Annotated in this window: 14 protein-coding genes; 3 read left to right on the top strand and 11 right to left on the bottom strand. The window is 70.4% G+C overall.

Going from position 1 to position 12225, the window contains the following annotated elements:
- Window positions 1-32 precede the first annotated feature (32 nt).
- Both E4V01_RS14605 and E4V01_RS14600 read left to right on the top strand, forming a co-directional pair.
- Complete coding sequence (locus tag E4V01_RS14605; RefSeq protein ID WP_135298838.1) at window positions 33-1283, top strand: adenosylmethionine--8-amino-7-oxononanoate transaminase; 1251 nt, start codon at window positions 33-35, stop codon at window positions 1281-1283.
- Window positions 1284-1526: 243 nt separating this feature from the next.
- On the top strand, window positions 1527-1925 hold the full coding sequence (locus tag E4V01_RS14600; RefSeq protein WP_056200438.1) for a response regulator: 399 nt from the start codon (window positions 1527-1529) through the stop codon (window positions 1923-1925).
- On the opposite strand, the gene E4V01_RS14595 is transcribed toward E4V01_RS14600, so the two are convergent.
- The 6 genes from E4V01_RS14595 to E4V01_RS14570 form a co-directional block, all read right to left on the bottom strand.
- The gene (locus E4V01_RS14595) at window positions 1900-2865 is read right to left on the bottom strand and encodes an NAD(P)-dependent oxidoreductase (RefSeq protein WP_135298837.1); all 966 of its coding nucleotides are present in this window, start codon (window positions 2863-2865) and stop codon (window positions 1900-1902) included. The two genes, E4V01_RS14600 and E4V01_RS14595, sit on opposite strands and share 26 nt — an antisense overlap.
- Entirely contained in the window at window positions 2862-3395 is a 534-nt protein-coding gene (locus E4V01_RS14590) for a dTDP-4-dehydrorhamnose 3,5-epimerase family protein (protein WP_135298836.1), read from the bottom strand. The genes E4V01_RS14595 and E4V01_RS14590 overlap by 4 nt, the downstream gene beginning before the upstream one ends.
- Window positions 3396-3512: 117 nt before the next feature.
- On the bottom strand, window positions 3513-4742 hold the full coding sequence (locus tag E4V01_RS14585; RefSeq protein ID WP_135298835.1) for a class I SAM-dependent methyltransferase: 1230 nt from the start codon (window positions 4740-4742) through the stop codon (window positions 3513-3515).
- Complete coding sequence (rfbG, locus tag E4V01_RS14580; protein ID WP_135298834.1) at window positions 4739-5845, bottom strand: CDP-glucose 4,6-dehydratase; 1107 nt, start codon at window positions 5843-5845, stop codon at window positions 4739-4741. Before rfbG ends, E4V01_RS14585 begins: the two co-directional genes overlap by 4 nt.
- Window positions 5845-6612: a glucose-1-phosphate cytidylyltransferase gene (rfbF, locus tag E4V01_RS14575; protein ID WP_135298833.1), complete on the bottom strand. Its 768-nt coding sequence runs from the start codon at window positions 6610-6612 to the stop codon at window positions 5845-5847. The genes rfbG and rfbF overlap by 1 nt, the downstream gene beginning before the upstream one ends.
- Window positions 6613-6643: 31 nt before the next feature.
- Window positions 6644-8821, bottom strand: a complete 2178-nt coding sequence (locus tag E4V01_RS14570) for a glycosyltransferase (RefSeq protein ID WP_135298832.1) — start codon at window positions 8819-8821, stop codon at window positions 6644-6646.
- Between the two features lie 246 nt (window positions 8822-9067).
- On the opposite strand from E4V01_RS14570, the gene E4V01_RS14565 reads away from it, so the two are divergent.
- Complete coding sequence (locus E4V01_RS14565; RefSeq protein ID WP_060768573.1) at window positions 9068-9709, top strand: MarR family winged helix-turn-helix transcriptional regulator; 642 nt, start codon at window positions 9068-9070, stop codon at window positions 9707-9709.
- 111 nt (window positions 9710-9820) lie between these two features.
- On the opposite strand, the gene E4V01_RS14560 is transcribed toward E4V01_RS14565, so the two are convergent.
- The 5 genes from E4V01_RS14560 to E4V01_RS14540 all read right to left on the bottom strand — a co-directional run bounded on the left by E4V01_RS14560 (window position 9821) and on the right by E4V01_RS14540 (window position 12022).
- Window positions 9821-10147, bottom strand: coding sequence for a hypothetical protein (locus E4V01_RS14560; RefSeq protein WP_135298831.1), 327 nt, complete (start codon window positions 10145-10147; stop codon window positions 9821-9823).
- Complete coding sequence (locus E4V01_RS14555; protein WP_060768571.1) at window positions 10144-10419, bottom strand: hypothetical protein; 276 nt, start codon at window positions 10417-10419, stop codon at window positions 10144-10146. The genes E4V01_RS14560 and E4V01_RS14555 overlap by 4 nt, the downstream gene beginning before the upstream one ends.
- Before the next feature lie 168 nt (window positions 10420-10587).
- Window positions 10588-11250 carry a M15 family metallopeptidase gene (locus tag E4V01_RS14550; protein WP_135298900.1) on the bottom strand — a complete coding sequence of 221 codons (663 nt, stop codon included), beginning with the start codon at window positions 11248-11250 and terminating at the stop codon, window positions 10588-10590.
- Window positions 11250-11687 (bottom strand): EamA family transporter, encoded by a 438-nt coding sequence (locus tag E4V01_RS14545; RefSeq protein WP_135298830.1) that lies wholly within the window; start codon window positions 11685-11687, stop codon window positions 11250-11252. The genes E4V01_RS14550 and E4V01_RS14545 overlap by 1 nt, the downstream gene beginning before the upstream one ends.
- Window positions 11688-11698: 11 nt before the next feature.
- Window positions 11699-12022, bottom strand: a complete 324-nt coding sequence (locus E4V01_RS14540) for a CrcB family protein (RefSeq protein WP_245517575.1) — start codon at window positions 12020-12022, stop codon at window positions 11699-11701.
- Between the last annotated feature and the right edge of the window lie 203 nt (window positions 12023-12225).

Below are 12225 nucleotides of genomic sequence, written 5' to 3'. Positions count from 1 at the left end.
CTCCGTCAGCGCCGCCCCTCAATCCCCCGCGCATGACCGCGCTCGAACACCATCACCTCTGGCGACCCTACACCCAGATGAAAACCGCCGCGCCGCCGCTGGAGGCGATCGCGACGCGGGGCACGCGCATCACGCTGAAAGGCGGGCGCGAACTCATCGACGGCATCGCCTCGTGGTGGACGGCGGTGCACGGCTACAATCACCCGCACATCGCCGCGGCGATGGCCGACCAGCTCATGCGCATGCCGCACGTGATGTTCGGTGGGCTCACCCACGCCCCGGCCGAGCGGCTCGGCGCGCGCCTCGCCGCGCTGCTGCCGGGGGGGCTCAACCACGTCTTCTTCACCGATTCCGGCTCGGTCGCCGTCGAGGTCGGGCTGAAGATGGCGGTGCAGCTCTGGCTCAACCGCGGCGAGACCGGCCGCACCCGCGTGCTCGCGTTCCGCGGCGGCTATCACGGTGACACGATGGGCGCGATGTCGGCCTGCGACCCCGAGGAGGGGATGCACCGCCGCTTCGGCGCCTACCTTCCCGCTCAGATATTTTGCACGCTGCCGCGCACGGCCGAGGACGAGGCGGCGCTCGATGCGGCCCTTGCCCGCCACCGCCACGAACTCGCTGCGGTGATCGTCGAGCCCCTGGTGCAGGGGGCGGGCGGGATGCTGATCCATCCGCCGGAGGTCCTGGCCGCCGTTGCGCGGCTGGCCCGCCGCCACGGCCTGCCGCTCATCGCCGACGAAATTTTTACCGGGTTCGGCCGCACGGGGAGGCTCTTCGCCTGCGAGCAGGCCGGCATCGTGCCCGACATCCTCTGTCTGTCGAAGGCGCTCACCGGCGGCACGATGGCGCTCGCCGCCACGGTCGCCACCACCGAGATCTTTTCCGCCTTCTGGTCCGACGAGGCATCGGCGGCGCTGATGCATGGGCCGACCTTCATGGCGAACCCGCTCGCCTGCGCGGCGGCGAATGCCAGCCTCGATTTGTTCGAGACCGAGCCGCGCCTCGCGCAGGCCCAGGCCATCGCTGCGCGCCTGCAAGAGGGGCTCGCTCCCTTAAGCCGGTTGCCCGGTGTGCGGGACGTTCGGGTGCTCGGCGCCATCGGCGCGGTGCAATTCGCGGGTACGCCCGACCTTGCCGACCTCAAGCGGCGTTTCGTCGAGCGCGGCGTCTGGGTGCGCCCGTTCGGCGACATCGTCTACCTCACCCCGGCGCTCACCATCGAAGCGGGCGACCTCGACCGTCTGATCGCGGCGGTGACGGCGGTGACCGAGGCCGTCACATGAGGCCGGCGCGCCGCGATCGGCCCTGTGGCGCGAAGCTTGCCCGCAGAGAACCACGGGACCCTGCAACCCGCAGCGGGGTTACTCGTTGGATGATCGCAGCGCAGCGGTTCCCGGTATGGGAAACGGCCAAGCCTGTGAGCAGGCTAAGTCTGTGAGCGGGCCAGGTCTGTGGGCAGGCTGAGTCTGTCAACAAAAAGTCTGCGAACATCTTGGGCCGCTGGAGCAAATTGGGGAGAGCGTAAGGTGGCGAGCCAGACCGAGACGACGAATCCGGAAGCCGACCGTCCCGTCATCCTCATCGTCGAGGACGAGGCCCTGACCATCATGGACCTCGGCGACGTGCTGGAGGAGGGCGGCTACGACACCGTGCAATGCGCCTCTGCCGAGCGCGCGCTTTCCATCCTTCAGGCCCGGCCCGACATCTGCGGCCTCGTCACGGATGTGCAGCTCTCGGGCCGGGTCGATGGCTTCGATCTGGCCAATTCCGTCGCCCAGGCGCGGCCGAACCTGCCGATCCTGATCGTGTCCGGCCGCGCCTCGCCCGACCCCGAGCGCATGCCGGAGGGCGCGCAGTTCATCGCCCGCCCCTGCGCGGGCGAGGATATCCTGGCGCGGCTCAAGGGACTGATGCCGCATTGCTGAGCCCGGCGCGCCAAGACGCGACGGTTTGCGCCAAGCCCTGTTCCAGACTGTAGCGCGGGGAAAACCCGACCTCGTCCGTCAGGCGCCGGATGTCGGCCTCGATGCAGGCCGGCTCCGTCGGGCCGAGTGGGCGGGCGCCGAAATCGATCAGATCGGGGCGTCCGGTCAGCGCACCGATCGTTTCCAGGATTTTGCGCACCGGAACCGCTTCGCCCGAGCCGAGATTGACCGGGCCCACGATGTCCGAGTCGAGCAGGGCCGCGAAGGCCGCGCCGGCATCGGCGACATGGAGAAAGTCGCGCCGCTGCCGGCCCTCGCTGGTGGCGAGACGCTGGCCTGTGAGCAGCGCCCGCGCCGCATCGCCGACGAGCCGGCCCGGCGTCTCGCCGGGACCGTAGAGGTAGAACAATCGCGCCCAGCCGAGGGAGAGGCCGGCGGTTGCCGCGTAGGCTTGCAGGATGCGGCGCAGGCCGTCCTTGGCGGCGCCGTAGAGGGTCGCCGGGCAGCAGTGAGCGGATTCAACGAGGCTCTCCCGGATCGCCGCTGCATCCCCTCTCCCCGCACGCGGGGAGAGGGCTTCGGCGATCCCCGTCCAATCGTACTCGGCACACGTCCCGGCCACCACGGCGCGGGTACCGCCCGCCTCGCGGAACGTCCGCACGAGGTCGAGGCTGGCGGTGGTCCAGTCGAGGTTGTCCGGCGCCTGCCAGTAGCGGCCGGGTGTGGTGACCCAAGCGAGGTGGAGCAGGTGGCTCGCCGAGGCCGCCTGCACGGCAGTCCGGCGCTGGGCCGGATCGAGCAGGTCGGCGGCGTGGAAGGCGTGGACACCCTTCGGCGCGGTCCGGCCGATGGCGTGAATCTCGAAGCCGCGAGAGGCCAAAGCGGCGACCGCGTGGCGGCCGACGAAGCCGGCCCCTCCGGTGACGAGAACCCGCTTCACCGCCCCGTCCAATCGGGAAAGGCGAGGTCGCGCGGTGCGATGACGGTGACCGGCTCGGGCCACGCGAGCCCGAAAGCGGGATCGTCCCATCGAACGCCGTCCGCGGCGGAGGCCACGAAGGGCCGGTCGATCATGTAGAGGATCTCGGCATCGTCGCTCAGCGTCTGGAAGCCGTGGGCGAGGCCCGCCGGGATGTAGAGGGCGTGGCGGTTTTCGGCCGAGAGCGTCACGGACGCGGTGCGGAGATAGGTCGGCGAATCGGGCCGCAGGTCGATCACCGCGTCGTGGATCGCGCCGCCGGTACAGCGCACGAGCTTCGTCTCGGCGTGGGGCAACTTCGAAAAATGCATCCCGCGCACGGTGCCGCGGCGATGGTTGAACGACACGCTCGACTGCGCGAAGCGCCCGACCAGCCCGCGCTCCGCGAATTCGCTCTCGCACTGGGTGCGGGCGAAGAAGCCGCGCTCGTCCGCGTGCGGCTCGGGCACGACGCGGAACAGGCCGGGCAGCGCGAGTTCCTCGAAGATCATGAGATGCGTGTGCCTGGTTGCGAAGGCATGGCCGATCCCACCCTCGACCTCATCCTGAGGTGGCGGCGCGAAGCGGAGCCCTCGGGATGAGGGTGCGGCCGGAAGGGACCCGCGGCATCAGAACACCGTCAGTTCGGGGATCGCCACGGCGAAGCGTCCGCCCCATGCGCGGATCGCGGCCATCTCGCCGGCGATCTCGTCCTTGAGGTTCCAGGGCAGGATCAGCACCGTATCGGGGCGCATCGCCAGGAGGTCGTCCGGCGAGACCACGGGGATGCGGCTGCCGGGGAGCCACGTGCCCTGCTTGTGCGGCGAGCGATCGGCCACCGCCCGGATCAACTCCGGGCCGATCCCGCAATAGTTGAGGAAGGTGTTGCCCTTGGCCGCCGCACCGTAGGCGCAGACCGTTCGGCCCGCGGCCCGCTCCTCGATCAGGAAGCGGAGCGCCGCGCATTTGATCTCGGCCACCGCCCGCCCGAAGCCGGCATAGCCGGAGGGGTCGAACAGGTTCGCCCCCCACTCGCTGAGCATCACTCGCTCCAACTCCGGCGTCGGCGCGTGCGCGGCGGCCTCGTGGCAGGCGAAGACGCGCAGCGAGCCGCCATGGGTCGGCCATTCCTCGACATCGAACACCCGCAAGCCGTGCTGGCGCAGGATGCCGATGACCACGCCGAGCGAGAGGTAGGAGAAGTGCTCGTGGTAGATCGTGTCGAACTGCCGATGCTCGATCATCCGCAGGAGGTGCGGGAACTCGAAGGTCGCCACGCCCTCCGGCTTCAGGATCTCGGCGAAGCCCGCCGCGAAATCGAGGATGTCGGGCACGTGGGCGAGCACGTTGTTGGCCGCCGTCAGATCCGCCTTGTGGCCCGCTGCGGCGAGGCGCCGGGCGGTCTCGCGGCCGAAGAAGGCGACCTCTGTCGGCACGCCGCGCTCGACGGCGACGCGGGCGACGTTGGCCGCCGGCTCGACCCCGAGCACCGGCACGCCACGGGCGACGAAGTATTGCAGCAGGTAGCCGTCGTTGCTCGCGACTTCGACGACCTTGCTCTCGGCGCTCAAGCCGAAGCGCGCGATCATCGCGGCGACGTAAGCCTCGGCGTGCCGCAGCCAACCGGCGGAGAAGCCGGAGAAGTAGGCGTAATCCGAAAAGATCGCCTCGGGGCTCTCGAAGGCTTCGAGTTGCACCAGCCAGCAGGCGTCGCAGACATAGGCGTGGAGCGGGTGGAAGATCTCGCCCCGGTGGCGCCGTTCCGGCGTGACGTAGGAATTGGCGAGCGGCGACAGGCCGAGATCGCAGAAGGTCCGGGTGAGGGCGGCGCCGCAGGCGCGGCAGGTCGGGGCGGTCACGCTGGGACTCCGGCTTTTGCTCCAGGCTGGCCCAGCGCCTCGTAGCGCGCGATCTCGGCCTCGGCCAGAGCGCGGGGATCGGCGCCGGAAGCGGCCGCGCGGTACCAAGCGGCGGTCCAATCGAGCGCCATGTCGAGGGTCAGCCGCCGGTCCCAGCCGAGGCGGGCGCGAGCCTTGGAGGCATCGACCTTGAGATAGGTCGCCTCGTGCGGATGGGTCTTCTGCGAGAGGTGCCAGCCGGCCCCCCCGCCCCAGCCCCGCGCCAGCCGCTCCACGAGGAACGAGACCGGCCGGCAATCCTCGTCCGCCGGCCCGAGATTCCAGCCCTCCGCGAAGGCCGCGCCGTCGGCGCCCGCGAGGCATTCGGCGAGGCGCAGGTAGCCGGCCAGCGGTTCCAGCACGTGCTGCCAGGGGCGGATCGCGTGCGGCGCGCGGATCTCGACCGATTCCCCGGCCTCGAACGCGCGCACGATATCCGGGATCAGCCGGTCGGCCGACCAATCGCCGCCACCGATGACGTTGCCGGCCCGCGCGCTGGCTATCCGCGCCGGATGGCCGCCCGCGCCGAAGAACGAGGCGCGGTAGGCGCTCGTGACGAGTTCGGCGCAGCCCTTCGAGGCGCTGTAGGGATCGCGCCCGCCCATCGCTTCGGTCTCGCGATAGGCATAGGGCCATTCGCGATTCTCGTAGGCCTTGTCGCTCGTCACGACGACGACGGCGCGCACGCTCGGCGCCGACCGCACCGCCTCCAGCAGGTGGACACTGCCCATGGTGTTGACTGCAAAGGTGCCGACCGGATCGACATAGGAGGGCCGCACCAGGGCCTGTGCCGCCATGTGGATCACGATTTCGGGCTCGGCAGCCGCCATGGCCGCCGTGAGCGCCGGCAAGTCGCGGATGTCGGCGATGCGCGAGTCGTCGAACGGAAATCCGATCGCCTCGAACAGGTTCGGCCGCGTCTCAGGGGGGAGAGCAAAGCCGGTGACGCGGGCGCCGAGGCGGGCGAGCCACAGGCTCAGCCACGCGCCCTTGAAACCGGTATGCCCGGTGAGCAGCACGCGCTTACCCGCCCAGAAGGCAGGATCGGGGTTGAGCGCACCCATCACCACACCTTCCAGGGCGCGTCGCCGCGGGCCCAGAGTTCTTCGAGGTGCTTCTTGTCGCGCAGGGTGTCCATCGCCTGCCAGAAGCCGTGATGATGGTAGGCGTGGAGCTGGCCGTCGCGGGCGAGGCTCTCCAGCGGGCCGCTCTCCCACACGGTGGCGTCGCCCTCGATCCGGTCGAGCACCTTGGGAGACAGCACGAAGAAACCGCCATTGATGGTCGCGCCGTCGCCCGCCGGCTTCTCGCGGAAGCTGCGCACTGCGTCGCCCGCGAGGTCGAGCGCGCCGAAGCGGCCCGGCGGCACCACCGCCGTCAGCGTTGCGAGGCGCCCGTGCGCCCGGTGGAAGGCGGCGAGCTGCGTGAGGTCGATATCGGCGACGCCGTCGCCGTAGGTCATGAAGAAATCGTCCTCGCCGAGATAGTCGCGCACCCGCCTGAGGCGCCCGCCGGTCATGGTGGCGTCGCCGGTCTCGATCAGCGAGACCTTCCAGTCCTCGGCCGCCGAGCGATGGAACTCGACGTCGCCCCGTCCGAGATCGAGCGTGACGTCGCTCAAGTGCAAGCGGTAATTGAGGAAAAACTCCTTGATGACGTAGCCCTTGTAGCCAAGGCAGATCACGAACTCGGTCACGCCGTGGGCGGCAAAGATCTGCATGATGTGCCAGAGGATCGGCCGTCCGCCGATTTCCAGCATCGGCTTGGGACGCACCACGGTCTCCTCCGAGAGCCGCGTGCCGAGCCCGCCCGCGAGGATCACGGCCTTCACGGTTGATCTCCGGGTCTGTCTGTCGTCGTCATCATCGCCACGCCTCTACCATGCGCTGCCATGCTGCCGGAAACCGCTCGGCGTCGAGCGTGAAGGCGGGCGGCCGGATCCCGAACGGGTCCGGATAGTACGGGTCGCGGGCGAGCCGCCTCCCCCAGCGCTTGCGGAAGCGCGCCTGCTCGGCCGGATCGACCGTGGGGATGCGGTTGCGGCTCTCGTAATGGTGCAGGCTCGCCTCGGCGCAATAGACGGTGCGCAGGCCCCGCTCGCCGAGCCGCAGGCAGAGGTCGATGTCGTTGTAGTTGATGGCGTATGCCTCGTCGAAGCCACCGATCGCCTCGAACTCGGCTTGACCCACCATCACGCAGGCGCCGGTCACGGCGAGGTAGTTGCGGTTGGCCAGACTCGAGCCGTGATACCCGGCGTCGTCACCGGGGAAGCCACGGCGGACATGGTCGGGCAGACCCTCGCCGAAGACCACGCCGGCATGCTGAAGGCTGCCGTCCTCGAACAGGAGCTTGGGGCCGACCGCGCCGACGCCGGGGATGGCGAGCTGCGCCAGCATCGCCTCGATCCAGTCCGGCGTGAGGACGCTGATGTCGTCGTTGAGGAACACCAGCACTTCGCCGCTCGCCGCCCTTGCGCCGAGATTCATCTTGGCGGCGACGTTGAAGACCGGCTTGTCCCAAGTGACGGTGCGCGCCCCGAACCGCTCGACGGCGGCCCGCGTCTGCGGGCGCAGGTCGCCGTTATCCACCGCCATAATCTCGATGTTTTCGTAAGTACCGGTCTCGCGGATGCTGGCGAGGCAGGCGGCGAGCAGATCGATAGGGCGCCCGCCGATGAGGCTGTCGCGCCCGGCGGTCGGGATCACGAGGGAGACGAGTGGGCGCGTCGCGAGCGCGCGCCGCAGAGCGAAATGCACGGGGCCGAGCGCGCGGACGGCATCGAGCCCGCCGGTGCGCCGGGCACGTCCGGCGAGCGCGCGGGCGGCGGCCTCCGGGTCGGGCGCGGCGGCGCGGCGATGGCAGAGCACCTGCGGGATGTGGCCGACGCGCTCGCTGCGCTCCGTCACGCGGAGCGCGAGGTCGTAATCGGCCGCGCCCTCGCTCTCGCTCGGAAAGCCGCCGACCGCCCGCACCAGGGCGGTCCGGTAGAGAGCAAGCCCGCCGATGTAGAAGCTGCTCTCCAGCGTCTCGGGCGACCAGCCCGGCTTGAAATGCGGATCGCAGCGCTCGCCCTCCGGCCCGATCCGATCCTCATCCGTGTAGAGCAGGTCGAGATCGGGCTCGCGGGCGAGCCGCCGGACGAGGGCGAGAAGCGCCTGCGGCGCAAGCCGGGCGCCGGGCTCCATCGGGGCGAGATAGGGGCCGCGCGCCTGCGCCAGCGCCGCATCAAGGGAGGCCGCTTTGCTTTTCGCGGGCGGGAGCAGACGGATGCGGCCGTCCTCCGTCGCCAGCGCCTCGAGTGCCGCCGATGGTGCCGCGGCGAGGCACAATTCCCAATCCGGGTAGACCTGCGCCCGCAGGCTCTCGACCGTCTCCCCGAGCTGGACCGGATCGTCGCCGCCCGCCACCAGCAGAGAGATCCGCGGGCGCTCCGGCAGGGCTCCGAGCTGCGCGCGCATCGTCTCGATGGAGGGCAGGGCCTTGGCTTCCACCGCCTGAATCCAAGCGGCGTACGTGGCGGGCGGACGACGGGTCTGGGCGGCGCGGGTGAGGCGGCGCCAGATTTCGCCCGGCGGCACGCTGCGCAGGAGGCCGACGGCGCGCCGCAGGAGGCGCAGCGGCCGACGTTCCTGCGGCGGCAACCGTTCGATGATCTTTCGAGCGGACAGGACGGCCGCCTCGATCCGGCCCGCCGGCGCGATCCGCACCGCGTCGAGGCGGAAGCGCGGGCCCGCCTCGGCGGCCTCCAGGCGCAGCGCGCGTGTGCCGGGCGGCAGGCGGATCAGGTCGTCGGTGCCGTCCGCCCGCACGGTGAGCCGGTAGCGGCGCAACTCGGCCTCGCCCTGCGCCTCGACCGCGAGCACCGGACGCACCGAATCCGGACGGCAGCGGATGCGGATGCGTTGGCCCGACAGGGCCGACACCGCGTCCGCCGGGCCGAGCGCGAAGACCGGATCGGGGCCGGTCGCGCTCCAGGCGTCGTCCGCACGAAGGCGCAGGTCACGCAGGGGATAGAGGCCGAGCGCCTCGCGGCGCTTCATGGAAACAGCCCGTCGTCTCGGTTCCGGTGGAAGCTCATGCGGCGCGGGAATCCACGAAATCGGCCGCGCCGTGAAGCGGTTTCTTGCAAAAGCGGTGTGTTGTCGGCCCTGTGTCGGCACAGCGAAGGGTTTCTGTCATCGAAGTTTCATCGCCGGTCGGCAGATGCTTGCCCTGCGGGCCGCCCAGAGGGCACTCTTTCCGGGCAGCGTTCAGGAGCCCGCACGTCCGTGAAGGGAAACCGGATCATGTCGGCGGCAAACGAAGTGGTCGCCGTGGCGGCACACGGCGAAGCTCCCGCTCAGCCGGGCGGTCGAAACGCGGCAAAAGACAAGGCGGGCAAGACCGTCAAGCGGCTGCGCCCCCCCGCGGCCAAGAGCGTCGGCTGGGCGCTGGTCCAGGCGGCGCGGCTCCACCGCGCCCGGATCGGCGACCGGCTCGCCGAACTCGACCTGTTCGCCGGCCAGGAGCAGGTGGTGCAGGCGCTGGCGGCGGCCGGCAGCATGACCATGGGTGACCTCGCCGCGACCCTGCGGGTGCGCCCGCCGACCGCCTCGAAGACGATCTCGCGGCTCGCCGCCCTCGGCTTCGTCGAGCGCCGGGCCGAGGCCGGCGACGGGCGCATCGTGCGCGTGCGCCTCACCGAGACGGGCTTTGCCAAGGCCGCCGCGATCGAGCGGATCTGGGACGAGGTCGAGGCCGAACTGCTCGAAGACTTCGACAACAAGGAGCGCCGCCGCCTGCGCAAGCTCCTACGCCGTGTCGCCCGCAGCCTCGCGGGCGCCGCGGGCGTGTCCGGTCACGAAGAGGCCGATGCCGAGATCGACGGCGAGGCCGATGACGAGGACGAGGCTTTGCTGGCTCCGGGCACGGTGGCGCAGTCGTCCTGAAGCGAAGCCGGCGGCGCGCAGCCCCTATCGAGAGGTTCCGCCTCGCCACGTGTCGTGTGGCCAGCCGATTCTTGAGACTCGGCGTCTGGGGCAATGTGCTCGCCCGACCGGTCAGGCCCGCCCGGCGGGCACCATGTCGGCGAGATCCACCTGGGCCGGGCGGGAGAGGGCGGCGGCCAGCATTGCTTCCAGGACGATGACGTCGGTTTCCGGGTCGGGCTCCCAGCCGCAGGGGCAGTGCCCGTCGGGGCCGTGAGCGGCGGCCACCTGCCGGTAGAGCGTGCCGACGGTGCGCGCGGCGGCTTCGAGTGCGGCCATGACATGCATCGGCTCGCGCTGAAGTGCCTGCCAGAACGCGGTCGTGAGCGCGCGCTCCAACGTGCCTTGCGCGTGACGCTCCGCCGCGTCGGGCGGGGCCGTGACGAGACCGGCGCTCATGCCTGCACCTGCGCCCGCACGTCGACCGGCACCAGCCGCGGCGGTGTCGCGTCGCCCGGCTCTAGCCCGACCAGGGATTCGAGGCCACCCCGGCTCAAGCCGAGGGAGGAGCCGTCCCACCACGCGAGGCGCACGGATTCGAGCAGGGCGTCGAGGGCCGCCAGCAGACCAGCCAAGCCGCCGGAGCCGTCGCGGACCGAGGACTGCGTATCGGCCCGCGACGGCCACGCGCTGACGTGAGAAACGTTCGGAAATGTCAGAAGGTGCGCCATGCAGTCATCATGGCTCAATCTGTCGATATTTCGCAAGCGATCTTCAAAACATTGGAAATGCTTTAATTGAATTCTGTTCTGAAGCTTTGCGCTATCGATTTAGAACAATTCAACTCGCTTCAAAAAATCACTACGGCATCTCGGTTTGGCGCGGCCGGACGGTGTCGATCAGCGGACGGGCCGGTCGAAGGCCGTCTCGGGGTAGGGCTCGCCCTTGAGGGTGAAGTGCCACCATTCCTGCGCGTAGGGCGTGAAGCCGGCGCGAATCATCGCATCGCGCAGGCGGTTACGGTTGCGCGACTGGATCGGGCTGACGCCGGGAAAATCCGTCGCCGAGGCCGGGTCGAACAGGTCGAATGGCGTGCCCATGTCGAGTTCGGCGCCGTCGGCTTTTCGCACCAGCGTCAGGTCCACGGTGGAGCCGCGGGAATGCGACGAGCGCTCGGCGATGTAGCCGAGGCGGAACAGATCCGCCTTGTCCGTCTGCGGGTAGTAGGCCGCCTTCATGCGGGTGTCGGCCGGGTCGCGCGCCCAGGCGGCGAAGTCGGCCACCGCCTGGCGCGGACGGTAGCAGTCGAACACCTTCAGGCCGAGGCCGTCCGGTGCCAGCGACGCCTGGACCCGGCCCAGCGCGTGGGCGGCCTGCGGGGTGAGCAGGCAGCGGGGCGCCTCGTAGCCGGCGATCGGCCGGCCGACGAAGTTGTCGGAGCCGGCATAGCGCATGTCGAGAGCGAGCCCCGGCACGTGCCGGGCGGCATCGACGAAGGGATCGCTCTCCGCCCCGGCCGGCTGGGACGCCGCGAGGGCGAGGCCGGCCAACGCGGCGCGCATCAGGCCCGCCATGCCAGCAGCCCCGCGCCCGTCGCGATCAGCCCGACGCCGAGCCAGTGATGCGGTGCGAGGCGTTCGCCGAGGAAGAGGACGCCGAACACGGCCACCAGCACGACGCTCAGCTTGTCGAGCGGTGCGACGCGACCGGCGTCACCCAGGGCGAGCGCCCGGAAGTAGCAGAGCCAGGACGCCCCGGTGGCGAGCCCCGACAGGATCAGGAAGACGAGATTTCTGCCGGAGACGCGGCCCAACTCCTGCGCCTCTCCGGATGCGACGAGGATCGCACCGGCGAGCGCCACCACGACGAGCGTTCGAATGAAGGTCGCCGCATCCGGCGCGACGCCGTCGATGCCGACCTTGGCGAGGATCGCCGTGGCGGCGGCGAACCCGGCGGAGAGGAGGGCCCAGAAGCGCCACGACAGGAGCCATTCGCTCACCGCTTCCTCCATCACAGGGCGTGGCGCATCACGATCAAGGCCAGGGCCAGCCCGCCGATGCCCGCCAGAACCGAGACGAGCACGTAGGCGATGGCCGCCAGCCCGTCGCCGCGCTCCATCAGGGTGAAGGCTTCGAGGGAAAAGGTCGAGAAGGTGGTGAAGCCACCCAGGATTCCGGTGGCCACGAACAGCCGCGCCTGGGGCGGCCCGCCGCGAAGGGCGAACCAGCCGGTGACGATCCCCATCAGCACGGAGCCGGCGACGTTGATGCCGAGCGTGCCCCACGGGAAGCTCGCCCCGAGCCGCACGGCCCAGAAGTTGATCCCGTGGCGCATCACGCCGCCGATGCCGGCACCGAGGAAGACGAGAAAGGTGTTCAAGGCTTAGGCTCGGGATGAAACGCCGTCACGGCGCGGGCTTGCAAGGCGCGTGCAGATCTAGCGCATCGAGCGGCCGGAGGCGCGCTCCGTCCGAAACCGGTGCGCTGTGCGATGACGGTTAGGGCCATGCGCGGCCGTCTTTGCGAGCGTCAGCGACG

This window comes from Methylorubrum sp. Q1, assembly GCF_004683995.1.
Taxonomy (GTDB): domain Bacteria; phylum Pseudomonadota; class Alphaproteobacteria; order Rhizobiales; family Beijerinckiaceae; genus Methylobacterium.
Note: the sequence above shows the minus strand (reverse complement) of the source record. Positions and strands in the feature narration are given on the sequence as shown.

Excerpts from the sequence above, each read along its gene's own strand:
- E4V01_RS14605 (WP_135298838.1), top strand. The coding sequence starts at position 33 with ATGACCGCGCTCGAACACCATCACCTCTGGCGACCCTACACCCAGATG.
- E4V01_RS14590 (WP_135298836.1), bottom strand. The coding sequence starts at position 3,395 with ATGATCTTCGAGGAACTCGCGCTGCCCGGCCTGTTCCGCGTCGTGCCC.
- rfbG (WP_135298834.1), bottom strand. The coding sequence starts at position 5,845 with ATGGGTGCGCTCAACCCCGATCCTGCCTTCTGGGCGGGTAAGCGCGTG.
- E4V01_RS14570 (WP_135298832.1), bottom strand. The coding sequence starts at position 8,821 with ATGAAGCGCCGCGAGGCGCTCGGCCTCTATCCCCTGCGTGACCTGCGC.
- E4V01_RS14565 (WP_060768573.1), top strand. The coding sequence starts at position 9,068 with ATGTCGGCGGCAAACGAAGTGGTCGCCGTGGCGGCACACGGCGAAGCT.
- E4V01_RS14560 (WP_135298831.1), bottom strand. The coding sequence starts at position 10,147 with ATGAGCGCCGGTCTCGTCACGGCCCCGCCCGACGCGGCGGAGCGTCAC.
- E4V01_RS14555 (WP_060768571.1), bottom strand. The coding sequence starts at position 10,419 with ATGGCGCACCTTCTGACATTTCCGAACGTTTCTCACGTCAGCGCGTGG.
- E4V01_RS14550 (WP_135298900.1), bottom strand. The coding sequence starts at position 11,250 with ATGCGCGCCGCGTTGGCCGGCCTCGCCCTCGCGGCGTCCCAGCCGGCC.
- E4V01_RS14540 (WP_245517575.1), bottom strand. The coding sequence starts at position 12,022 with ATGCGCCACGGGATCAACTTCTGGGCCGTGCGGCTCGGGGCGAGCTTC.